General features: G+C 69.0%; 19 protein-coding genes. 7 read left to right on the top strand and 12 right to left on the bottom strand.

Going from position 1 to position 20984, the window contains the following annotated elements:
• Positions 1 to 9: 9 nt before the first annotated feature.
• Complete coding sequence (locus AO398_RS14005; protein WP_058192712.1) at positions 10 to 720, bottom strand: response regulator transcription factor; 711 nt, start codon at positions 718 to 720, stop codon at positions 10 to 12.
• 289 nt (positions 721 to 1009) lie between these two features.
• Between AO398_RS14005 and AO398_RS14000 the strand changes: the two genes are divergently transcribed.
• From AO398_RS14000 to lepA, 3 genes are all read left to right on the top strand, one after another.
• On the top strand, positions 1010 to 1804 hold the full coding sequence (locus AO398_RS14000; RefSeq protein ID WP_058192711.1) for a DUF2470 domain-containing protein: 795 nt from the start codon (positions 1010 to 1012) through the stop codon (positions 1802 to 1804).
• Positions 1805 to 1825: 21 nt separating this feature from the next.
• Positions 1826 to 2062 carry a hypothetical protein gene (locus AO398_RS13995; RefSeq protein WP_244498771.1) on the top strand — a complete coding sequence of 79 codons (237 nt, stop codon included), beginning with the start codon at positions 1826 to 1828 and terminating at the stop codon, positions 2060 to 2062.
• 322 nt (positions 2063 to 2384) lie between these two features.
• Positions 2385 to 4187 carry a translation elongation factor 4 gene (lepA, locus tag AO398_RS13990; protein WP_058192768.1) on the top strand — a complete coding sequence of 601 codons (1803 nt, stop codon included), beginning with the start codon at positions 2385 to 2387 and terminating at the stop codon, positions 4185 to 4187.
• Between the two features lie 231 nt (positions 4188 to 4418).
• On the opposite strand, the gene AO398_RS13985 is transcribed toward lepA, so the two are convergent.
• From AO398_RS13985 to AO398_RS13975, 3 genes are all read right to left on the bottom strand, one after another.
• The gene (locus AO398_RS13985) at positions 4419 to 4736 is read right to left on the bottom strand and encodes a cytochrome c (protein ID WP_058192710.1); all 318 of its coding nucleotides are present in this window, start codon (positions 4734 to 4736) and stop codon (positions 4419 to 4421) included.
• Between the two features lie 148 nt (positions 4737 to 4884).
• Positions 4885 to 6168, bottom strand: a complete 1284-nt coding sequence (locus tag AO398_RS13980; protein WP_058192709.1) for a PQQ-dependent sugar dehydrogenase — start codon at positions 6166 to 6168, stop codon at positions 4885 to 4887.
• Between the two features lie 112 nt (positions 6169 to 6280).
• Positions 6281 to 7783: an NAD(P)/FAD-dependent oxidoreductase gene (locus AO398_RS13975; protein ID WP_058192708.1), complete on the bottom strand. Its 1503-nt coding sequence runs from the start codon at positions 7781 to 7783 to the stop codon at positions 6281 to 6283.
• Between the two features lie 161 nt (positions 7784 to 7944).
• Here AO398_RS13975 and AO398_RS13970 point away from each other — a divergent pair, with 161 nt between their 5' ends.
• Positions 7945 to 9723: a hypothetical protein gene (locus AO398_RS13970; protein ID WP_058192707.1), complete on the top strand. Its 1779-nt coding sequence runs from the start codon at positions 7945 to 7947 to the stop codon at positions 9721 to 9723.
• A gap of 4 nt (positions 9724 to 9727) precedes the next feature.
• On the opposite strand, the gene glp is transcribed toward AO398_RS13970, so the two are convergent.
• The 7 genes from glp to AO398_RS13935 all read right to left on the bottom strand — a co-directional run bounded on the left by glp (position 9728) and on the right by AO398_RS13935 (position 17558).
• Complete coding sequence (gene glp / locus AO398_RS13965; RefSeq protein WP_058192706.1) at positions 9728 to 10957, bottom strand: gephyrin-like molybdotransferase Glp; 1230 nt, start codon at positions 10955 to 10957, stop codon at positions 9728 to 9730.
• A complete protein-coding gene (gene moaC / locus AO398_RS13960; RefSeq protein WP_058192705.1) occupies positions 10954 to 11445 on the bottom strand; it encodes a cyclic pyranopterin monophosphate synthase MoaC in 492 nt (163 codons plus the stop codon). Before moaC ends, glp begins: the two co-directional genes overlap by 4 nt.
• Before the next feature lie 2 nt (positions 11446 to 11447).
• The gene (gene trpC / locus AO398_RS13955) at positions 11448 to 12383 is read right to left on the bottom strand and encodes an indole-3-glycerol phosphate synthase TrpC (RefSeq protein WP_058192704.1); all 936 of its coding nucleotides are present in this window, start codon (positions 12381 to 12383) and stop codon (positions 11448 to 11450) included.
• The gene (gene trpD / locus AO398_RS13950) at positions 12380 to 13417 is read right to left on the bottom strand and encodes an anthranilate phosphoribosyltransferase (RefSeq protein WP_058192703.1); all 1038 of its coding nucleotides are present in this window, start codon (positions 13415 to 13417) and stop codon (positions 12380 to 12382) included. Before trpD ends, trpC begins: the two co-directional genes overlap by 4 nt.
• A gap of 35 nt (positions 13418 to 13452) precedes the next feature.
• Positions 13453 to 14067, bottom strand: a complete 615-nt coding sequence (locus AO398_RS13945) for an aminodeoxychorismate/anthranilate synthase component II (protein WP_058192767.1) — start codon at positions 14065 to 14067, stop codon at positions 13453 to 13455.
• 63 nt (positions 14068 to 14130) lie between these two features.
• Entirely contained in the window at positions 14131 to 15651 is a 1521-nt protein-coding gene (gene trpE, locus AO398_RS13940) for an anthranilate synthase component I (RefSeq protein ID WP_058192702.1), read from the bottom strand.
• Between the two features lie 5 nt (positions 15652 to 15656).
• A complete protein-coding gene (locus AO398_RS13935; RefSeq protein WP_058192701.1) occupies positions 15657 to 17558 on the bottom strand; it encodes a peptidylprolyl isomerase in 1902 nt (633 codons plus the stop codon).
• A 196-nt stretch (positions 17559 to 17754) separates the two neighbouring features.
• Here AO398_RS13935 and tpiA point away from each other — a divergent pair, with 196 nt between their 5' ends.
• Both tpiA and ppk2 read left to right on the top strand, forming a co-directional pair.
• Entirely contained in the window at positions 17755 to 18516 is a 762-nt protein-coding gene (tpiA, locus tag AO398_RS13930; RefSeq protein WP_058192700.1) for a triose-phosphate isomerase, read from the top strand.
• A 169-nt stretch (positions 18517 to 18685) separates the two neighbouring features.
• Entirely contained in the window at positions 18686 to 19597 is a 912-nt protein-coding gene (gene ppk2 / locus AO398_RS13925) for a polyphosphate kinase 2 (RefSeq protein WP_201025761.1), read from the top strand.
• Between the two features lie 116 nt (positions 19598 to 19713).
• On the opposite strand, the gene AO398_RS13920 is transcribed toward ppk2, so the two are convergent.
• Positions 19714 to 20184 carry a nuclear transport factor 2 family protein gene (locus tag AO398_RS13920; RefSeq protein ID WP_058192699.1) on the bottom strand — a complete coding sequence of 157 codons (471 nt, stop codon included), beginning with the start codon at positions 20182 to 20184 and terminating at the stop codon, positions 19714 to 19716.
• 261 nt (positions 20185 to 20445) lie between these two features.
• Here AO398_RS13920 and secG point away from each other — a divergent pair, with 261 nt between their 5' ends.
• Positions 20446 to 20847 (top strand): preprotein translocase subunit SecG, encoded by a 402-nt coding sequence (gene secG, locus AO398_RS13915; RefSeq protein ID WP_058192698.1) that lies wholly within the window; start codon positions 20446 to 20448, stop codon positions 20845 to 20847.
• The last annotated feature ends 137 nt before the right edge of the window (positions 20848 to 20984 follow it).

Here is a 20984-nt window from a genome sequence, read left to right as displayed (position 1 = left end):
ATCCTTGGATCACGCCTCCTTGAACCGGTAGCCGACGCCGTAGAGCGTCTCGATCATGTCGAAGCTCTGATCGGTCACTTTGAACTTCTTGCGCAGGCGCTTGATGTGGCTGTCGATGGTGCGGTCGTCGACATAGACCTGATCGTCATAGGCCGCATCCATCAGGGCGTTGCGGCTCTTCACGACGCCGGGGCGATGGGCCAGCGCCTGGAGGATCAGGAATTCCGTGACGGTGAGCGTCACCGGCTCGCCCTTCCAGGTGCAGGTGTGGCGCTCGGGGTCCATCATGAGCGAGCCGCGCTCCAGCGAGCGGGCCGCGACCTCGGCCTCGCCCCGCGGGGTGGCGCCGGCCGGCTCCTTGGCGAAGCGCCGCAGCACCGCCTTGACCCGCTCGACCAGCAGGCGCTGCGAGAACGGCTTATGGATGAAATCGTCCGCGCCCATCTTGAGACCGAACAATTCGTCGATCTCCTCGTCCTTCGAGGTCAAAAAGATCACCGGAAGGTCGGATTTCTGCCGCAGGCGTCGGAGAAGCTCCATTCCGTCCATGCGCGGCATCTTGATGTCGAAGATCGCGAGGTCCGGCGGGGAGTGCCGCAGACCGTCGAGGGCGGAAGCGCCGTCGGTGTAGGTCTGGATGCGGTAGCCTTCGGTCTCAAGCGCGATCGACACGGAGGTCAGAATATTCCGGTCGTCGTCGACGAGGGCGATGGTTGGCATGCGCGATCCCTGAATGAACGGGCTCAAGCGCGGTCCCGGCTGTTCGCACGGGCCGCGCTTCGTCCCGGCCCCCGAGGGGCAGGCGGACGTGCGAACCAGGCCGGTGTCGGCGCCGCCCGGTTCGCGCAACGGGACAGGTGCTTTAGTACGGCCGATCGGAAAAAGCGAGCGGCGGTCATAGCTTGGCCATAAAGGCCGATCTGACGCGGGCCGTGGCGCTCGTGCGCCGGCTACGGCATCGCTACCATGGCGCGCGATTGTGGCGGTGGTTCGAAACGGGAGAGATCCGATGGCAGAGGCGAGCACAGGTGCGTCGGAACAGCGCGAGCCGGCCCGCCCGCTTCCCGCTGCGGACGCCCCCTTCGACGCCATCGGGCTGTCGCGGATGCTGCTCCGGAGCATCCGGTCCGGCGCACTGGCGACGTTGGACCAGGATGGGACGCCGTTCGCCTCCCTGGTCACCATCGCCACGGACCAAGACGGCACGCCATTGATGCTGCTGTCGCGGCTTTCGGCGCATACCCGCAACCTGCTGGCCGACCCGCGCTGCTCGCTGCTGTTCTCGCAGGGCGGCAAGGGTGACCCGCTGGCGCATCCGCGGCTCACGGTGGTGGGTGAGGCCGTCCAGACGAACGAGGCGCGGGCGCGGGCGCGATTCCTGGCCCGCCATCCGAAGGCGAAGCTCTACGCCGACTTCCCGGACTTCGGGTTCTTCGCCTTGGCTGCGAAGGCCGGCCACCTCAACGGTGGTTTCGCCAAGGCCGCGACGCTGACCCGCGAAGAATTGCTCCTCGATCTGACGGGCGCCGAAGCCATCGCGGTGGGTGAACGCGGGGCGGTCGAGCATATGAATGCCGACCATGCCGACGCGCTGGCGCTTTACGCCGCCGCGGCGACCGGGGGCGATGCCGGTCTGTCCTGGCGGCTGACTGGGCTCGACCCGGAAGGCATGGACCTGATGGCCGGCGAGCGGACGGCGCGGGTGGTCTATCCGGACCGGGTCACGGATATGGGCGGCCTGCGCAAGAGCCTCGTGGCCATGGCCGCACAGGCGCGCGGCGGTGTCGGTACGGTGCAAACGTAACGCCGGAGATCGCGCCCGGGCATGGCGAACTGCGGCGGGGTGCACCATATCCGCGCGATGAGCGACACACAGACAGACACCTATCCTTTCAGCCTCGATGTGCAGCCGGTCGGCGAGAGCGGCGCGATGTACCAGTGGAGCATTCGCAAGCACGGCAAGCTCCACCAGCGCTCGGACCGGAAGCACCCGACCGAGTCGAAGGCCCGCACCCACGGCGAGGCCGAGATCGAGCGCCTGATCCGCGACCGCGGTCGCTGATCGATCCTGACATCCGCCGGACCCGGCGGGACGCTGCCGATAGGCGGGGGCCGGATCGTTCCGGCTCCCGTCTCATCGTTCCTGCCGGCCCGACCGCCCGTGTGGTTCCCGATCGCGTTGCGACGGGAGCGGACGCGATGTCCCTGATTTGGCGCGTCCGCTTGCGCCGAACCGGTGTCCACTCCGGCGGCGAGCGCGCGACGCGCCGGCTGGCACGCTTGGCGCGTTCCCGCGGCACTGCTATCTCGCGCGTGAGCCGACCCATCCAAACACGCCCATACGTCAGACGGTGCGCGCCGTCGCGCGCCCGAACGGAATGCCGATGACAACCCCGATCGACAACATCCGCAACTTCTCGATCGTCGCGCATATCGACCACGGCAAGTCGACCCTGGCGGACCGGCTGATCCAGGCCACCGGCACCGTGGCGTTGCGCGACATGAGCGAGCAGATGCTCGACTCGATGGATATCGAGAAGGAGCGGGGCATCACCATCAAGGCGCAGACCGTGCGCCTGGAATACCGCGCCGAGGACGGCAAGGATTACATCCTCAACTTGATGGACACGCCCGGCCACGTGGACTTCGCCTACGAGGTGTCGCGTTCGCTCGCCGCCTGCGAAGGCTCGCTGCTGGTCGTGGACGCCTCCCAGGGGGTCGAGGCGCAGACCCTGGCCAACGTCTACCAGGCGCTCGACGCCAACCACGAGATCGTCCCGGTCCTCAACAAGGTCGACCTGCCGGCCGCCGAGCCCGAGCGCGTGAAAGAGCAGATCGAGGAGGTGATCGGCCTCGACGCCTCCAACGCCGTGCCGATCTCGGCCAAGACCGGGCTCAACATCGAGGCGGTGCTCGAGGCGATCGTGACCCGCCTGCCGCCGCCCAAGGGCGACCGGAGCGCGCCGCTCAAGGCCCTGCTGGTGGACAGCTGGTACGACGCCTATCTCGGCGTCGTCGTGCTGGTGCGCATCATCGACGGCGTGCTCAAGAAGGGCATGACCATCCGGATGATGGGCGCCGACGCCGTCCACGGCGTCGACCGGATCGGCGTGTTCCGGCCGAAGATGGCTGAGATCGGCGAGCTCGGCCCCGGCGAGGTCGGCTTCTTCACCGGCTCGATCAAGGAGGTCGCCGACACCCGCGTCGGCGACACGCTGACCGAGGACAAGCGCCAGACCACCTCGATGCTGCCGGGCTTCAAGGAGGTCCAGGCGGTGGTGTTCTGCGGCCTGTTCCCGGTGGACGCCGCCGAGTTCGAGAACCTGCGCGCGGCCATGGGCCGGCTCCGCCTCAACGACGCGTCGTTCTCCTACGAGATGGAAAGCTCGGCGGCTTTGGGCTTCGGCTTCCGCTGCGGCTTCCTCGGCCTGCTGCACCTGGAAATCATCCAGGAGCGGCTGGAGCGCGAGTTCAACCTCGACCTGATCTCGACCGCGCCCTCGGTCGTCTACCGGCTGAAGATGCGCGACGGCACGCTCAAGGAGCTGCACAACCCGGCCGACATGCCGGACGTGATGAAGATCGAGCTGATCGAGGAGCCGTGGATCCACGCCACGATCCTGACGCCGGACGAGTATCTCGGCGGCGTGCTCAAGCTCTGCCAGGACCGCCGCGGCGTCCAGATCGACCTCAACTACGTCGGCAAGCGCGCCATGGTGGTCTACGACCTGCCGCTGAACGAGGTGGTGTTCGATTTCTACGACCGGCTGAAATCGATCTCGAAGGGCTACGCCTCGTTCGACTACCACGTCTCCGACTACCGCGAGGGCGACCTCGTGAAGATGTCGCTCTTGGTCAACGCCGAGCCGGTGGACGCCCTGTCCATGCTGGTCCACCGCACCCGCGCCGAATCGCGCGGCCGGGCCATGTGCGAGAAGCTGAAGGACCTGATCCCCCGCCACCTGTTCCAGATCCCGGTCCAGGCGGCGATCGGCGGCAAGATCATCGCCCGCGAGACGATCAAGGCCCTGTCCAAGGACGTCACCGCCAAGTGCTACGGCGGCGACATCTCGCGCAAGCGCAAACTCTTGGACAAGCAGAAGGAAGGCAAGAAGAAGATGCGCCAGTTCGGGCGCGTGGAGATCCCGCAGGAGGCGTTCATTGCGGCGCTGAAGATGGACGATTGAGGCGTCGTAATCTTAATGCGTGCTCACCACGCTAACTTGCGGGTAGGGAGACACGCGGGAGTCTAGTCTCCGCGTTCGGACACGATGACCCGTTCTGGAGCTGAAACGAGCCTTTCCCGTCATTGCGAGCGCAGCGAAGCAACCCAGGGAAACGCCACCTTCTGAGATCGTGCGCTGCCCTGGGTTGCTTCGCTGCGCTCGCAATGACGTAGTTGGGCGCGGGAAGGGCCTCTACCCCGGCGGCAGCACATCAATCTGGATCCGTGAATAATACGCCGCCAGGTTCGCGATGTCGGAATCCGACAGCTCCTTGGCGACCACGTTCATGATCTCGTTCTGCCGCTTGCCGTCGCGGTACTCGGTGAGCGCCTTCACGAGGTAGGGCTCGACCTGACCGGCGAGGTTCGGCGCCTCCGGCAGCTTCGAGAGCCCGTCCATCCCGTGGCAGGTCTGGCAGGCGGTGGCCTTCTTGCGCCCCAGAGCGGCGTCGCCGGCCTGGGCCGAGAGCGGCACGAGCGTGGCGGCGAGAAGGAGAAGCGGGCGGATCATCGGAGGGTCTCGGCTTGCGCGACAGAATGCTCCTCCCCCTTGCGGGGAGGAGTTGGAGGTGGGGGTGGTGCAAGACGGAGCGGTGCGGTGCCGTCTGCACCACCCCCACCCTCGATCCCTCCCCGCAAGGGGGAGGGAAGGCGATCCCTTACTTCTCGTAGGAGATCCGGTAGATCGCCCCGGCGGAATCGTCCGAGACCAGCAGCGAGCCGTCGAGCATCACCGCCACGTCCACCGGGCGGCCGAGATACTCGCCGTCGCCGGTCAGCCAGCCTTCCGCGAAGGGCTTGACGGCGCCGAGCTTCCCGTCCGCCCCCATGGGGGCGAACATCACCCGGGCGCCCACCGGCTCGGTGCGGTTCCAGGAGCCGTGCTCGGCGATGAAGATCCCGCCCTTGTACGAGGCCGGGAATTGCTTGCCGTTGTAGAAGGTCATCCCGAGATCGGCCGCGTGCGGCGGCAGCTCGGCGACCGGGGGCACCGCGTCGGCGGGCGGGGTCTGGTCCTTGTACTCGACGGTGCGGACGGCGCCGCCGCCGTACCAGGGGAATCCGAAGTTCTCGCCGGCCTTGGTGGCGTGATTCAGCTCGCCCGGCGGCTTGTCGTCGCCCATGCCGTCGACCTGGTTGTCGGTGAACCAAAGCGACTTGTCGGTGGCGAAATCCATGCCCACCGAATTGCGGATGCCGGTGGCGTAAACCTCGCGGTTCTTGCCGTCGGCGTCGATGCGGATGACGCCGCCGATGCCGGCCTTCCGGTACAGGTCCATCTTGTCGGCGGGGGGCACGTTGTAGGGCTGGCCGAGCGCGATGTAGGTCTTCCCATCCGCGCCGACCCGGCAGACCCGGGCGGTGTGGTTGAAGCTCTCCTCGGCAGCCGGGATCAAGGCGCCTTCCTTCACAAGGATGCCGGCGGCGACGTCCGGGTTCTCATAGAAGAACTCCGCGGCCGGGAAGGCGAGCACCCGGTTCTGCTCGACCACGGTGAGCACACCGTCCTTCGAGAAGCAGACGCCGTTGGGGATCTTGAAGGTGATGCCCGGCGCGAAGGCTCGGACCTCGTCGGCGACCCGATCCTTGTCGCGGTCGGTGACCGTGTAGACCTTGTTCTTGCGGGTGCCGACGAACAGCACGCCGGCATTGGGACCGACCGCGATGGACCGGGCATCGGGCACCACGGCGTAGAGATCGATCTTGAAGCCCTCGGGCAGCTTGATCTTGCCGAGCGTCTTGCGGATCGCGTCGGCGCGGCGGCCGGTCTGCGGAATCTCGGGGGCGGCCTGGGTGTCGGTGCTGTGGAAGCTCTGCAGCTTCTCCAGATCGTCGGCCTTGGACTTGGTCTCGGCCGGCGCCGCGCCCTGCGCGTTGGCCGATAGGGCGAATACGGGCATGGCGACACCCGCCCAGAGCGCAGCGATGAACAGCGATCGCATCGTCAAACATCCTCCCGGCCGCCCTTGGTGCTGGGCGGTCCCGCGTGGGACATAGACGATGCCCGCAAACGGGCAAGTTGCGGCGGTGACGCGCGCCCGCACCTGTCGCGTGTCAGGCAACCTTTCGGGGGACGAGGCGCTCGCTTCCCAGCGCTCCTTGAGCCCCGGACACGCCGGACTCGGTGTATTCCGCGTCCTCGTTGACCTGCCAGACATCGTGCCGGCGCCGGCCGCAGAGGATGTTCTCCACGGTCAGCATCGCGGTCATCATCGCGTGGTCCTGGTTGTTGTACTTGTGCATGCCATTGCGGCCGACGAGGTGCAGGCTCGGGAAATCCCGCTCGAGTTCGCGGCGCACGGTGACGACGTGGCCGGCGTAATCCTCGTCGTAGACCGGATAGGCCTTGGGCTGCCGGACCACGCAGGCATCGACCACATCGGCCGGGTCGATCAGGCCGATCTGGCCGATCTCGCGCTTGGCCAAAGCCACGAGGTCCTCGTCCGAGGCAGTCCAGAGCCCGTCGCCCTCGAAGCAGAAATATTCGAGCCCCAGGCAGGTATGGTCGTCGTCCGGCACCATCTCGGGCGACCAGGACCGGAAGTTCTGCACCCGCCCGACCTGCACCGAGGGATCGTGGATGTAGATCCAGTTGTCCGGGAAGTTTTTCTGCGACTTGGCGATGAGCGCGACGGTGAGGAAGTCGCGGTACTTCAGCGCCCGGGCGTTGAAGGTGCTGAGCGGGCGTGGGCGGATCGAATCCACCAGCTCCCGCACCGGCGCGGACGAGATCACGTGCCGGGCCGTGAAGGTCTCGCGGCTGCCGTCGGCGCTGCGGGCCGCCACCGTCCAAATACCGGTGCCGGAATCATAACTCAGCGAATCGACGCCGCGGTCGAGGAGCACGCGGCCACCCTGTGCCTGGATCTTGGCGGCGGCGGCCTCCCACATCATGCCGGGGCCCCGGCGCGGATAGCGGAACGACTCGATCAGCGTCTTGATCACCGGGCCGCCGGCCTTCTGTGCCTTGCGCAGGCCCAGCGAGCGCTTGACCCCGTCGCGGATCGCCGCGCCGAGATCGAGCCCCTTGATGCGCTGGGCCGCCCAATCGGCCGAGATCGCGTCGCAGGACATGCCCCAGACCTTCTCGGTGTAGGTCTTGAAGAAGATCGAAAACAACCGCTCGCCGAACTGGTTGCGCACCCAGGCGTGGAAGTTTTTCGGGTCCCGCACCGGCTTCATACGGGCATACAGGTAGGAGGCGACGCAGGCCGTGCTGGTGAGCAGGCCGAGATTGCGCAGCGCCTCGAAGGCCTTGAGCGGATAGGCGTAGTATTTGCCGCGATAATAGATCCGCGACAGCCTCGGGCGCTCGATGAAGTCGTTGGGCAGGATCTCGTCCCAGAGATCGACCACCGCCTTCGACTTCGAGAAGAACCGGTGGCCGCCGATATCGAACAGGTAGCCGTTATGCGAGACGGTGCGCGAGATCCCGCCGACCTGCGCCGGATCGCGCTCCAGCACGGTGACCGACCGCCCCTGCTTCGACAGCAGGTAAGCGGCCGTGAGGCCAGCGGGCCCCGCGCCGATCACCAGCGTCTCGGTGTGGTGGCTCATCCCCTGCTCCGGCTGCCGTCGCGGCCCGATCCCGGCCGGCTCGCGCGGAGATTGAGGACGGATGGTTAAGGAACCGACTCACGGTCGATTGACCGGCCATTAAGCCGGTTCGCGCAGGCTACATCGGGCGTCGGATCGCGGCGCGTCTGGAACCCGCACCGATGCCGCCCGCGGCCGCCACCTTGCCGGCACGGATCGACACCCGCGCTTTCCTCTGGCTGCTCGTCATCCTGTCGCTCGCGACGCTGAACGCGCCGCAGGACATCTGGGACACGATCCGGCACCTGCGCGTGCCCGATACCGACGATGCCATGCGGCTCGTCGAGGTGCGGGACCTGCTGGCCGGCCAGCCCTGGTACGACAACGTCCAGTACCGCTTCCTGGCGCCCGAGGGCGTGGCGAGCCACTGGTCGCGCCTCGTGGACGCGCCGATCGCCGCTCTGATCGGTGCGCTGACGCCGCTGGCGGGCCGGCCCCTGGCCGAGGGTCTGATCGCCGCGTTCTGGCCGGTGCTGCTGTTCGGCCTGTACTGCACCCTGCTCTATCGGGGCGTGCGGCGAACCTTCGGGGGCCGGGCGGCGATCCTGGCGGTACTCGTGGCGACGCAGACCTTCGGGATCGCCATCCAGTTCCAGCCGGGGCGGGTCGACCACCACAACGTGCAGATCCTGGCGATGCTGGGCCTGGCCTTCTGCCTGATGCGCGGCTGTTTCCCAGCGGCCTTCGTGGGCGGCGGCCTGGCGGCCCTGTCGCTGGCGGTGGGGCTGGAGGGGCTGCCCTACCTGGCGCTCGCCGCCCTGTACTACGTCGGCGACTGGTGCTGGCGCGGCCGCCCCGCCCTCCCCGGCCTTGCCAGCTTCGGCGTCGGCCTCGGCGTCGCGGCGCCGCTCCTGTTCGCTGCGCCGACCGCCCCCACCCTCTGGACCGCGACGCGCTGCGACGCGCTCTCGCCGCCTTGGCTGTGGCTCGCCGCCGGCGGCTTCGGTTTCGCGCTGGCGGCAACCGCGCTCAGGCGCCGGCTCGGCACGCCCGGATCGCGGATCGCCCTCGCGATCCTCTGCGGGATCCTTCTGATCGGCGGCTTCGGTCTGGCCTTCCCGATCTGCCTGGAGGGGCCGTTTCCCGGCATGACACCCCTGGTCCGGGACCATTGGCTGCTCACCGTCAACGAGATGGCCTCGCTGCCCAAATCCGTCGCTCAGGGGCGGTGGGAGATGCTGGTCTTCTATCCGGTGGTCCTGATCGGGAGCCTGACCGCGACCTGGATGGCCTGGCGCGGCCCGCAGCGCCGGGCCTGGTCGATCGCGGCGCTGTTCCTGTGGCCCGGCCTGATCCTCGGGGTCTTCCAATTCCGCGGGCTCTACATCGCCTCGGGCTTCGTGCCGCTTGTGGCGGCCCCGGTGATCGACCGCGCCCTGACGCGCGCCGCCGCCCCCGGAACGGCCGTTCGCCGATGGGGCGCTCTCGCTCTCGGCAGCGGCCTGGTCAGCACGGTCTGGCTGGCACCGATGGCACTCGCCGGTTGGATCGCGCCGGCTTCACGGACGGCACCTGATTCGGCGGGGGTCATCGCCTGCCAGGGCGACGCCGCCGTGCGGCCCCTGGCGGCGCTTCCGCCTGGAACCGTGCTGGCGCCGATCTTTCTGGGGCCGTCGATCCTCCTGCGCACGCCGCACACGATCGTCGCCGCGCCCTATCACCGGGCGATTCCGGGGCTGACAGCGGCGATCGAGGGCCTCGGCGGAACCGAGGCGGATCTCGACCGGGTGCTCGATACCTTCCAGGTCCGCTATCTGGTGACCTGCCCGTCCCGGCCCGCCGACGACCTTCAGGCCACTCCGGCCTTCGCGACGCGCCTCACTCGCGGGGACGCTCACACCGACCGGCTGGAGCCCGTCACGGTGCCTGGCCCCCTGAAGGTCTGGCGCGTGGTGCGGTGATCCGTCAGATCAGCCGGCGGTCCAGCCGAATGATCCGGCACGGGTCGCCGGCTTTGGCGGCTTCCTCGTGGGGTGCGCGCATGAGCAGCGCTTCGGCGCCGCCGAGCACCGCCAGCATCGACGAATCCTGCCGCTTCTCCGGATCCGCCACCGGCAGGCAGCCGGGTTCGAGGGTGAGGCTCGCACGCATGTAGTCGGCGCGCCCGTCATTGGCCGGCAGGTCGCGGCCGAGCGTGGCCGGCTCGCTGCGGTCGGCGCCGGCCTGCGGATCGCCCTGGAGGGCCCGGATCGCCGGCACCACGAACAGCAGCCCGCAGACGATCGACGAAACCGGATTGCCCGGCAGGCCGATCACCAGCATGTCGCCGAGACGCCCGTGCATCAACGGCTTGCCCGGCCGAAGGGCGACCCGCCAGAAGCCGAGTTCGAGACCCTCCCTGGCCAGAGCCGCCTGAACGAGGTCGTGATCGCCGACGGAAGCGCCGCCAAGCGTCACCAGCAGATCGGCCTGAGCTTCGCGGGCACGGCGGAAGGCGTCTTCGAGAGCACCGTGATCGTCCGCGGCAATGCCGAGATCGATGACCTCGGCGCCCGCTTCGGCGGCAAGCGCAGCGAGTGCCAGGCTGTTCGAGGCGACGATCTGGTCCCAGGCCGGCGCGGCGCCGGGTTCCACCAGCTCGTCGCCGGTGGCGAGGATCGCCACGCGCGGCCGGCGCCGGACCGACAGGCGCGGATGGCCGGCCGCGGCGGCCAGCGCCAGGCGGCGCGCGTCGAGATTCATGCCGGCGACCAACAGGGTCTCGCCGGCGGTGAAGTCGAGCCCGGCCCGGCGGATGAAGCGGTCCTGCTCGACCGCCTCCATCACCCGGACGGTGTCGCCCTCGGCCTGTGCATCCTCCTGGATCAGGATCGCGTCGGCGCCCTCCGGGACCGGCGCGCCGGTAAAAATCCGCACCGCCTCGCTGGGGCCGATCCGGCCGGAGAAGCCGTGGCCGGCCGCGCTTGTCCCGATGAGCTGCAAGCTCGCGCCGACTGTTGCGGCATCGGCGAAGCGAACCGCGTAGCCGTCCATGGCGGAGGCCGGGAATGGCGGCTGCGTCCGGGCGGCGGTTACGTCGGCTGACAGCGTCCGGCCGGCGGCCTGGGCCAGCGGAACGGTCTCGGCCTCGACCGGGCCGGGCACACTCGCCAGGACCCGCGCCAGCGCCTCGGCAACCGGGATCAGGCCGCTCATGCCTCGGGTGCCCGGTAGGAACCGGAGCGCCCGCCATCCTTGGCGGTCAGCCGGATACCCTCGATCCGCATGCCCCGATCGACCGCCTTCACCATGTCGTAGACCGTGAGGCAGGCGACCGAGACGGCGGTCAGCGCCTCCATCTCGACCCCGGTCGGCCCCTGGACCCGCACCTCGGCGGCGATGCGAAGACCCGGCAGCGCCGCGTCCAGCTCGCACTCGACCCGCACCTTCGAGAGCAGCAGCGGGTGGCAGAGCGGGATCAGCTCATGCGTGCGCTTGGCCGCCATGATCCCGGCGAGTCGGGCGGTGCCGATCACGTCACCCTTCTTGGCGTCGCCCTCGCGGATCAGCGCCAGGGTCTCGGGCCGCATCACGACGCAGCCCTCTGCCCGGGCGGTGCGGTCGGTGGCGGGCTTGTCTGTGACGTCGACCATGTTGGCCGCGCCGCTCGTGTCGAGATGGGTGAGCGTCGAACCAGGCTCCATGCTCAGCCCTTCTTCTTGTCGTCTTGCTTCTTGTCGTCTTGCTTTTTGGCCTTGCCGGCCTTGGCGTCCGGCTCCGGGCCGCCGGCCTCGCCGAACAGCAGCGCGCGGGTGGCTTCGGTCACGTCCGCCTGACGCATGAGGCTTTCACCGACCAGCACCACCCCGAGGCCGTGCTGCCGAAGCCGCTCCACGTCGGCATGGCCGCCGATTCCGCTCTCGGCCACGGCGATCCGATCCTTCGGAATGCCGGGTCCGAGACGGATCGCGGTGTCGAACGAGACCTCGAAGGTCTTGAGATTGCGGTTGTTGATCCCGATCAGGGCGGTACCTAGCGGCAGCGCCCGGGCCAGCTCGGCCTCGTCATGCACCTCAACCAGCACATCCATGCCGAGTTCGTGGGCGGTGGCGACCAGGGCCTGCGCCTCGTCATCATCCAGGCAGGCCATGATGACGAGGATGCAATCGGCGCCCCAGGCCCGCGCCTCGTAGACCTGGTAGGGTTCGAATAGAAAGTCCTTGCGCAGGACCGGCAGATTGCAGGCCGCCCGGGCCTCGGTCAGGTATTCCGGGCGCCCCTGGAAGGACGGCTCGTCGGTCAGCACCGACAGGCAGGTGGCCCCGCCGGCCTCGTAGGCCGCCGCCAGCATCGCGGGGGCGAAATCCTCCCGGATCAGCCCCTTAGACGGCGAGGCCTTCTTCACCTCGGCGATCAGGGCCGGACGCCCGGCGGCGAGATGGGTCCGGATCGCCGACGCGAAGCCGCGCACCGGCTCGGCCTGGAGGGCACGGCGCTCCAGCTTGGCCAGCGGCACCCGGAGCTTCGCTTCGGCGATCTCGCGGCGCTTGTAGGCCTCGATCCGGGCCAACACGTTGGGCCGCTCGTGCGGCGCCTCGGCAGAACCCGCCTGGGCCACCGATTCCTGCGTGAGCGTGCTCATCGGCACTCCTGCCCGTTCGAGCGATCGTTCGAAGCCCGGACCAGGCGGGCGAGGGTGTCACGCGCCGCCCCGGAATCGACGGCATTCTGCGCCCGCGCGAGCCCCTCCGCCAGGGTCGACGACGCCCCCGCGACGACGAGGGCTGCACCGGCATTGAGAACGGCGATGTCCCGGTAGGCGTTGCGTGCGCCCGCCAGGACGGCTTCGAGCGCCCGGGCGTTGTCGGCGGGATCCCCGCCGCGCAGGTCTTCCGGCGCACGCAGCGTCAGGCCGAGTTCCTGTGGATCGATGGTGAAGCGGGACAGGCGTCCGCCGTCGAGGGCGACCACCCGGGTCGGCCCGGTGACGGTGATCTCGTCCAGCCCGTCGGAGCCGTGGACGGTCCAGACCCGGCGGCTGCCGAGCTCGGCGAGCACCCGCGTCAGCGGCTCGGCCAGCGCCTCCTGGGCGACGCCGAACAGCTGGTAGGCGACGCCGGCCGGATTGCAGAGCGGGCCCAGCAGGTTGAAGATCGTCCGCACCGGCAGTTCGGAGCGTACCGCCGCCACGTGGCGCATGGCGCCGTGATGGGCCTGGGCGAACAGGAAGCAGAGATTGGCCTCGGCAAGGCACCGGGCCTGGCCCTCGGCATCGAGGCCGAGCTGGACACCGAGCGCCGCCAGCACGTCGGCGGCGCCGGAGCGGGAGGTCGCCGCGCGGTTGCCGTGCTTGGCCACCGGCACGCCGCAGGCGGCGACCAGGATGGCGGCGAGCGTCGAGACGTTGACGCTGCCGGAATGATCGCCGCCGGTGCCGACCACGTCGACCGCGTTGTCGGGCGCCGCGATCCGGGTCATGCGGGCGCGCATCGCCTCGGCCGCGCCGACGATCTCCTCGACGGTCTCGCCGCGCACCTTGAGGGCGGCCAGGAAGGCGCCCGCCTGGACGGGGGTGACCTCGCCCGACAACAGGTCGTCGAAGGCCGCACGCGCTTCCGCGCGGTCGAGGGCCAGGCCCCCGGCGACCTTGGCGAGATGGGGTCTGAAACTGTCCATGCGCTCTGTCGGAAGGCCGCCCCGGCCGTCCGGCGTCAATGCACGTCGGGGCGCGCTCTGTCACGCGCCGCGTTCCAGGCGGCGGCGAGATCCAGAAAGTTCTTCACGATCTCCGTGCCGTGCTGAGACCGGATGCTCTCGGGGTGGAACTGGACCCCGTGCAGCGGCCGCTCGGCGTGCTCCAGCCCCATGATCAGGCCGTCCGCCTCGGCGGTGACCCGCAGGGTCTCCGGGCAGCTCGCACGATCGACCACCAACGAGTGGTAGCGCGTCGCCTCGAAGCTGTCGTTGAGACCCCGGAACAGGCCACTGGCCCCGTGACGGATGGTCGAGACCTTGCCGTGCAGGGGCAGCGGCGCGCGGATCACATCGCCGCCGAAGGCCTGGCCGATCGCCTGGAGGCCGAGGCAGACGCCGAAGATCGGGATCTCATCGGAGAGTTCACGCACGACCTCGAGGCAGATGCCGGCCTCGGTCGGCGTGCAGGGGCCGGGCGAGAGCACGATCGCGTCCGGCGCCTTTGCGCGGATATCGGCGACGCTCAGCGCATCGTTGCGAGCGACCTCGACGGCGCCGCAGAGCGGGCCGATCAGGTGCACGAGATTCCAGGTGAAGGAATCGTAGTTGTCGATGACGAGGACGTTGGGCATCGCGGCGGCACGCTCGGGCATGAGGGCGATGTGACGACTCGTGCCCCTCCGGTCAACCGGGGGCTACTGCCCGCGCTTGGCCTGGGCAGCGAACCGCACCGCCTCCTCGGCGGCCCGGAACAGCGCCTTGGCCTTGTTCACGCATTCCTGCTGCTCGGAGGCCGGGTCGGAATCGTAGACGATGCCGGCACCGGCCTGGACGTGCATCCGCCCGTCCTTCACCAGGGCGGTGCGCAGGACGATGCAGGTATCCATCTCGCCCCGGGCGCCGAAATAGCCGATGCAGCCGGCATAGGGCCCGCGTTTCTCGCGCTCCAGCTCGTCGATGATCTCCATGGCCCGCACCTTCGGGGCACCCGAGACCGTGCCGGCCGGGAAACCCGCCGCCAGGGCGTCGAGGGGATCGTGGCGCGGATCGAGATCGCCCTCGACGTTCGACACGATGTGCATCACCTGGCTGTAGCGCTCGATGAAGAACGAATCCGTCACCCGCACGGTGCCGATCTTCGAGACGCGGCCGGCATCGTTGCGGCCGAGATCGAGCAGCATCAAGTGCTCGGCGCATTCCTTCGGATCGGAGAGCAGCTCGGCGGCCAGAGCCACATCCTCGGCCGGGGTGGCGCCCCGGCGGCGGGTTCCGGCGATCGGCCGCACCGTGACGGTGCCCTCGCGGACCCGCACCAGGATTTCCGGCGACGAGCAGACGATCTGAAAGGCCTCGAAATCGAGATAGCAGAGGAACGGCGCGGGGTTCGTGCGCCGGAGCGACCGGTACAGGCTGAAGGCCGGCAGCGTGAAGGGCGCCGAGAAGCGTTGGGACAGCACCACCTGGAATACGTCGCCCGCGACGATGTACTCCTTGGCCCGCGCCACCATGGCGGCAAAAGCCTCGGGCGAGGTGTTGGAGACCGGCTCGGGATGCGCCACCGTCGAGAGGTCCACCCGGGCGTCCACCGGCAAAGGCCCTTCGAGGGCCTCCGCCACCCGGTCGAGACGCGCGAGGGCCGCCTCGTAGGCGGCGCGGGCGGTGACGCCGGGCGCCGGGCGGACGGGTGAGATGACGGTGATCTGATCGCGGATCGAGTCGAACACCACCATCACGCGCGGGCGGATCAGGATCGCGTCCGGCAGGCCCAGGGGATCGGGGTTCGGCTCGGGCAGCCGCTCCATGGCCCGGACCATGTCGTAGCCGAGATAGCCGAACAGGCCGGCAGCCATCGGGGGCAGGTCCTGCCCGTCGGATTCACCGATCGCGCTCTCGGCGATCAAGGCGCGGAGGCTGGCCAGCGGCGCCCGGTCGTCCGCCTGGAAGGCGTCGAGATCGGCGCCGCGGGCGATGGCGGGGGCGCCGTCGCGGCAGCGCCAGATCAGATCCGGATCCAGCCCGATCATGGAGTAGCGGCCACGCACGGCGCCGCCCTCCACCGATTCGAGCAGGAAGGCCGGCCCGGCATGCCGGGCGCGCAGCTTGAGGAAGGCCGCGACCGGGGTCTCGAGATCGGCCACGAGGCTCAGCTCCACGAGGCTCGGTTGCCCGGCCTCGTAGCGTCCGGCAAACGCCGCGTAGTCAGGCGCCTCGGCCATGGCCCTCAATACTCTCCGCCGATGGCGCGGCGCAGGGCCGTCTGGTCGATCTTCACGCCGCCGTTCTTCTGGACCTCCGAAATGTACTGGGACAGCACGTCGTCGGCCAGCGCGGACTGGAAGTTCTTGGTGATCGTCTTGTCGGCCTGCGTATCGGCGACGAAGGCCGGCATCGTCGCGCTCGTCACCTTGAACACCGCCCGCGAATCGCCCGCTGCCGCAGTGCCGGCCTTGCCGACCGGGGTGGCGAAGATCAGGTTCACGTCGTCGGCGGTGAGCATGTCCTTCGCCTGGTTGCGGGAGAGATCCTGCGCCTCCTGCGTGTTGACACCGACCTCCTGGGCGACTGACTCGATGGTCGCGCCGCCGTTGAGCTTCTCGACCAGCTCGCGGCCCTTGGCCTGGAGGCGCTTGGCGATCTCGGCGGTGGTCCACCCGGCCTTCACGCCGTCCCGGACCTCGTCGAGGGGCTTGTCGTGCGCGGCGTCGATGCCGGTGACATCGTACCAGACATAGCCGCCGGACTTGGTGCGCAGCGGCTCGTTGTCGCCGCCGATCTCGGCGCGGAACAGGGCCGGCAGGGTGGTATCCGGATCGGGAATATCGGCGACACGCTGCCCGTCCGGGGCCTTGCCCTGGGGATCGACCGCCTTGACGGTCACGAGCTTGAGGCCGCGCTCGGCCGCGATGTCCGCCAGCGGCTTGGCGCCGGCACGCTGGTCCTCGATGGCGTCGCGGGTCGTCTCCATGGCGTCGCGGGCCCGGGTGAGCGCGAGGCTCTTGCGGATCTCGCCCTCGACCGCCTCGAACGGCTTGACGGTGCCAGGCTCGATCTTGGTCACGCGCAGCAGCACGGTGCCGAAGCGGCCCTGGACCGGCTGGCTCACGCCGCCTTCGGGCAGCGCGAAGGCGGCATCGGCCACGACCTTGTCGAACAACTCGGCCTTGGTCAGCGTGCCCAGCGTCAGGTCGGTGCCGCCGGTGCTGCGCGCCTCGGCGACCGCCTCGAAGGTCTTCGAGCCGTCCTCGATCGCCTTGCGGGCGGCCTCCGCGGAGGCCGCGTCCGGGAACACGACCTGCTGGATCGTGCGCTTCTCCGGGCTGCCGTAGCGGCCCTTGTTCAGCTCGTAGGCGGCCTTGGCATCCGCATCAGTGATCGCGTCGGGCTTGGCCATCGCCTCGGGATCGACCACCAACAGGGTGGCGGCGCGGAATTCGGGCGCCCGGAAGCCCGACTTGTTGGCCTCGTACCAGGTCTTCAGCTCGTCCTCGGTCGGGGCCGGAATCTCCCCGGCCACGGAGGGCGTGAGCATCACGTAGGCGGCCGAGCGACGCTCGGTGGCGTAGCGGTGGACCGCCTCGCGCATCGCCACCGGCACGTGCAGGTCGGACGACACGGCCTCGGCGAGCTGCAGCCGGGCGATCACGGCGCGCTGCTCGCGCACGAACATGCCCTCGTTCAATCCGGCCCGCTGAAGGGTCTGGTAGAACAGCTGCGGCTCGAACTGGCCCTGGGCGTTCTGGAAGCTCTTCTCGTCGTGGATCGCCCGGATCACCGAGGCATCCGGCACACCGAGGCCGAGATCATGCGTCTTCTGGTCGAGGGCGGCTTCGGTGATCAGCTGCGACATCACGGCCCGGTCGAGGCCGAGCATGCGGGCCTGGTCGGGGGTGAGCGCACGCTTCAGCTGCGCCTGATAGCGCTGCATCTGGTTCTGGTAGGCTTGGCGCACCTGCTCGGCGGTGATCGGCGTGCTGCCCACCGTCGCGACGTTGCTGCTGGAGCCGCCGCGGAAGAACTCCTCCACGCCGAAGATCCCCACGCCCGCGATCAGCAGCGCGAAGATGATCGTCAAGACGATCTTGCCGAACCAATGCTGGCTGGCGTTGCGGATGCCCTGAAGCATGATCTGTGATCGGATACCTTCGGCACCCGACCCGTCGCCGGGCCGATGCCATCCCTGAAAGGCGACCGCGATAGACCATTCGCGCCCGCAGGCAAAGGCTCACCCTTTCGGATGGTTTGCGCGCCCAAGCTCGCTCTGGTAGGCCCCGCCGACCCCGGAAAACCGAGGCGGCGCAGGGGTGAGGCGAGGGCTAGGGATGACGCAGACGGGGCGGAAGCCGCTGGTCGCCGGCAACTGGAAGATGAACGGGACGCGGGCATCGATCAATGTGGCCGAAGCGATCCGCGACGGTCTCACGCCGGAACTCGCCGCCCGTGTCGACGTGCTGATCTGCCCGCCCGCGACGCTCATCGGCTCCTGCGTGGCGGCGACCGCCGGGTCCCCGATCGCCATCGGCGGGCAGAACCTGCATGCCCGGCCGAGCGGCGCCTTCACGGGATCCATCTCGGCCGAGATGCTGGCCGATCTCGGCGCCAAATACGTGATCGTCGGCCATTCCGAGCGTCGCGCCTACCACCACGAGACCGATGACGGCGTTCACGCCAAGGCGCTCGGCGCCCGCCGCGCCGGCCTGTGCGGGATCATCTGCGTCGGCGAGACCATCGAGGAGCGTGAGCAGGGCCGCGCCCTCGACATCGTCCGCGCCCAGCTCGCTATCGGCCTTCCGAAGGGCGCGACCGCGGCCGACACGGTGATCGCCTATGAGCCGGTCTGGGCGATCGGCTCAGGCCGCACCCCGACGCCGCGCGACATCGCCGAGGTCCACGCCTCGCTGCGGGAAATGCTCGACAAGCTCGTCGGCGACGAGGCCCACCGGATCCGCATCCTCTACGGCGGCTCGGTGAAGCCCAGCAACGCCCGCGATTTGATGGCGGTGGAGAATGTCGACGGCGCCCTGGTCGGCGGCGCCAGCCTCGTGGCCGAGGACTTTCTGGGGATCTGCGCCGCCTACGCGTGAGCCTGGAAGCATGATCCCGAACGGTGGTTTTCGGCGTCCGGAAAGGGATCATGCCAATCTGGAAAGTCAACGCATGGTCCCGGTTCCGGTACGATGCGCGCGGGCTTCTCGGATCTGTCACACGATCCTGCTTTTAAGGTCGTGACGACATCCGACCAAGAAGCCCGACATGACGATCGACCACGCCTCCGCGGACCCCACGATGGTGGAGATGATCCGCCGCGAAATTCTCGATAGTTACGACGAGGAGATGGAGCTCGGCTTCGAGGACGACCGTCTCGAGAGCCTCGGAGGTCAGACGGAATCCGGACAGGACCGCAGGCATTACTTCCGTGAACTGCTGCGCCTTCAGCACGAGCTGGTCCGGCTGCAGGACTGGGTCCAGCACAACAAGCTGCGGGTCGTCGTTCTGTTCGAGGGGCGTGATTCGGCCGGCAAGGGCGGCGCGATCAAGCGGATCACCCAACGGCTGAACCCGCGTGTCTGCCGCGTCGCCGCCTTGCCCGCCCCGAGCGAGCGCGAGCGCACGCAATGGTACTTCCAACGCTACGTCGCTCACCTGCCCGCCGGCGGCGAGATCGTGCTGTTCGACCGCTCCTGGTACAATCGCGCAGGCGTCGAGCGCGTGATGGGCTTCTGCTCCGAGTCCGACGTGGAGGAGTTCTTCCGCTCCGTGCCGGAGTTCGAGCGCATGCTCGTCCGCTCGGGCATCGTGCTTCTGAAGTACTGGTTCTCGATCACCGATGAGGAGCAGGCCCTGCGCTTCAACATGCGCATCGCCGACCCGCTCAAGCAGTGGAAGCTCTCGCCGATGGATGTCGAGTCCCGCCGGCGCTGGGAAGACTACACCCGCGCCAAGGAGGACATGCTGGCGCGCACGCACATCCCCGAGGCGCCCTGGTGGGTGGTCGAGGCGGTGGACAAGAAGCGCGCCCGCCTGAACTGCATCAGCCACCTGCTCGAACAGATCCCCTACCAAGAGGTCGAGCATCCGCATGTCCATCTGCCCGAACGGGTGCGCCACGCGGATTATATCCGCTCGCCGACCCCGCCGGAGATGCTCGTTCCGTCGCGCAACTGACCGCGCTCAGTCCATCGTGCCGGGCCTTGGATCCGGCACGATGCGCGCTTTTTTTAACGCGCATCGTCCACTCCGAAAGCCGGTGGCCATATTTCGGGACGAAGCCCTGAAGCGCGTCAGAGCTTGAATGCCTGGCGCGCCATCAACCGCCAGCGGGAGCCGTCCCGGCGCCAGACCTGCAGCACGCCGATATGGACCGGTGCGGTCTTGCCGCCCGAGATGGTCTCGCCCGTGAAGACGTGGCGGACGATGGCGTCGTCGCCGATCACCGAGGCCGAGCGATCCGACAGGGTGATGCTCGGGAAGCGCGAACGGCCGCTGGTCAACGCCTCGATGAAGGCGGCCTTGTCCTGCACCACGCCGCTGGAATGGCCGTAGCTCAAGCCGTCGAGGGTGAGCGCGTCCAGGGCGGTGCCATCCGCGGCGAGCAGGGCCTTGGTCAGGTTGTCCACTGCCGCTTCGACGTCGGTGCCCAGGGCGGAGTCGCCCGGTTTGGCTGCGATGACGGGCCCCGCATGTATCAGGATCGGCGCGGCGGCAGCGATGGCGAACGCGGCGGCGAGCGCCGAACGGCGTGAGATGGTCATGACGAGCCTCCCGGGCGGGCGGCGTGTTCGGTGAGCCACCCTTCCCGCCGAAAGAACACGACGGGCACTCGGGCGCGAGGGCTGTCGGGAACAGCCGGGGGGCGATCGTCAAGTTGGCGGCAGCCGGCGAGTGGTGTATGGCCGGCGCAGATTTGCGACCGGCGTACCAAGTCGAATGCTTGGCACCGGCCGCCCCGCGCCCGCCGCCGGACCGGCCTGTCAGGACCGACGCGCGAAGCCGAACCAGATTCCGGAACACCGATGCAGACCGTCCTGATCGTCGTCCACCTCATCATCGTCCTGGCGCTGATCGGCGTCGTGCTGCTGCAGCGCTCCGAGGGCGGGCTGGGCCTCGGCGGTGGCGGCGGTGGTGGCGTCGGCGGCTTCATGACCGGCCGCGGCCAGGCCAACGCGCTGACGCGCGCGACCGCAATCCTGGCCGCCCTGTTCTTCGCCACCAGCATGCTGCTCGCCGTGATGTCGCACCGCTCGGCGGCGCCGAAGTCGATCCTCGACACTGGCGCGTCGACGCCCGCCGGCCAGCCGGCCAAGCAGCCGACCGGGGCAGACAATCTGCTCGACACCCTGCGCCAGCAGCAGGACCGGGCGCCCGCGACCGCTCCGGCCCAGCCGGCCGTGCCCGAAGCGCCGCAGTCGCGCTGACGCACCGCGCGCCCCATTCGGGCGCGCACGGCTGAAACGGATGCCGGGTTAATTCCCGGGCATCGTCCCGAACGGCGGCCGCCGACGTTCGGAACAGGGCGACGCGAATTTAAGATTCAGCGCAGATGCTGCATCAG

Origin of the sequence: Methylobacterium sp. GXS13 (assembly GCF_001455965.1) — a bacterium.
Classification (GTDB): Bacteria; Pseudomonadota; Alphaproteobacteria; order Rhizobiales; family Beijerinckiaceae; genus Methylobacterium.
The sequence above is the reverse complement of the archived record's forward strand: the minus strand, read 5'-3'. Positions and strand labels throughout refer to the sequence as shown.

Bases quoted from the DNA above. Each gene is read 5' to 3' on its own strand.
- AO398_RS14005 (WP_058192712.1), bottom strand. From the start codon at position 720: ATGCCAACCATCGCCCTCGTCGACGACGACCGGAATATTCTGACCTCC.
- AO398_RS14000 (WP_058192711.1), top strand. From the start codon at position 1,010: ATGGCAGAGGCGAGCACAGGTGCGTCGGAACAGCGCGAGCCGGCCCGC.
- AO398_RS13995 (WP_244498771.1), top strand. From the start codon at position 1,826: ATGGCGAACTGCGGCGGGGTGCACCATATCCGCGCGATGAGCGACACA.
- lepA (WP_058192768.1), top strand. From the start codon at position 2,385: ATGACAACCCCGATCGACAACATCCGCAACTTCTCGATCGTCGCGCAT.
- AO398_RS13985 (WP_058192710.1), bottom strand. From the start codon at position 4,736: ATGATCCGCCCGCTTCTCCTTCTCGCCGCCACGCTCGTGCCGCTCTCG.
- AO398_RS13980 (WP_058192709.1), bottom strand. From the start codon at position 6,168: ATGCGATCGCTGTTCATCGCTGCGCTCTGGGCGGGTGTCGCCATGCCC.
- AO398_RS13975 (WP_058192708.1), bottom strand. From the start codon at position 7,783: ATGAGCCACCACACCGAGACGCTGGTGATCGGCGCGGGGCCCGCTGGC.
- AO398_RS13970 (WP_058192707.1), top strand. From the start codon at position 7,945: ATGCCGCCCGCGGCCGCCACCTTGCCGGCACGGATCGACACCCGCGCT.
- glp (WP_058192706.1), bottom strand. From the start codon at position 10,957: ATGAGCGGCCTGATCCCGGTTGCCGAGGCGCTGGCGCGGGTCCTGGCG.
- moaC (WP_058192705.1), bottom strand. From the start codon at position 11,445: ATGGAGCCTGGTTCGACGCTCACCCATCTCGACACGAGCGGCGCGGCC.
- trpC (WP_058192704.1), bottom strand. From the start codon at position 12,383: ATGAGCACGCTCACGCAGGAATCGGTGGCCCAGGCGGGTTCTGCCGAG.
- trpD (WP_058192703.1), bottom strand. From the start codon at position 13,417: ATGGACAGTTTCAGACCCCATCTCGCCAAGGTCGCCGGGGGCCTGGCC.
- AO398_RS13945 (WP_058192767.1), bottom strand. From the start codon at position 14,067: ATGCCCAACGTCCTCGTCATCGACAACTACGATTCCTTCACCTGGAAT.
- trpE (WP_058192702.1), bottom strand. From the start codon at position 15,651: ATGGCCGAGGCGCCTGACTACGCGGCGTTTGCCGGACGCTACGAGGCC.
- AO398_RS13935 (WP_058192701.1), bottom strand. From the start codon at position 17,558: ATGCTTCAGGGCATCCGCAACGCCAGCCAGCATTGGTTCGGCAAGATC.
- tpiA (WP_058192700.1), top strand. From the start codon at position 17,755: ATGACGCAGACGGGGCGGAAGCCGCTGGTCGCCGGCAACTGGAAGATG.
- ppk2 (WP_201025761.1), top strand. From the start codon at position 18,686: ATGACGATCGACCACGCCTCCGCGGACCCCACGATGGTGGAGATGATC.
- AO398_RS13920 (WP_058192699.1), bottom strand. From the start codon at position 20,184: ATGACCATCTCACGCCGTTCGGCGCTCGCCGCCGCGTTCGCCATCGCT.
- secG (WP_058192698.1), top strand. From the start codon at position 20,446: ATGCAGACCGTCCTGATCGTCGTCCACCTCATCATCGTCCTGGCGCTG.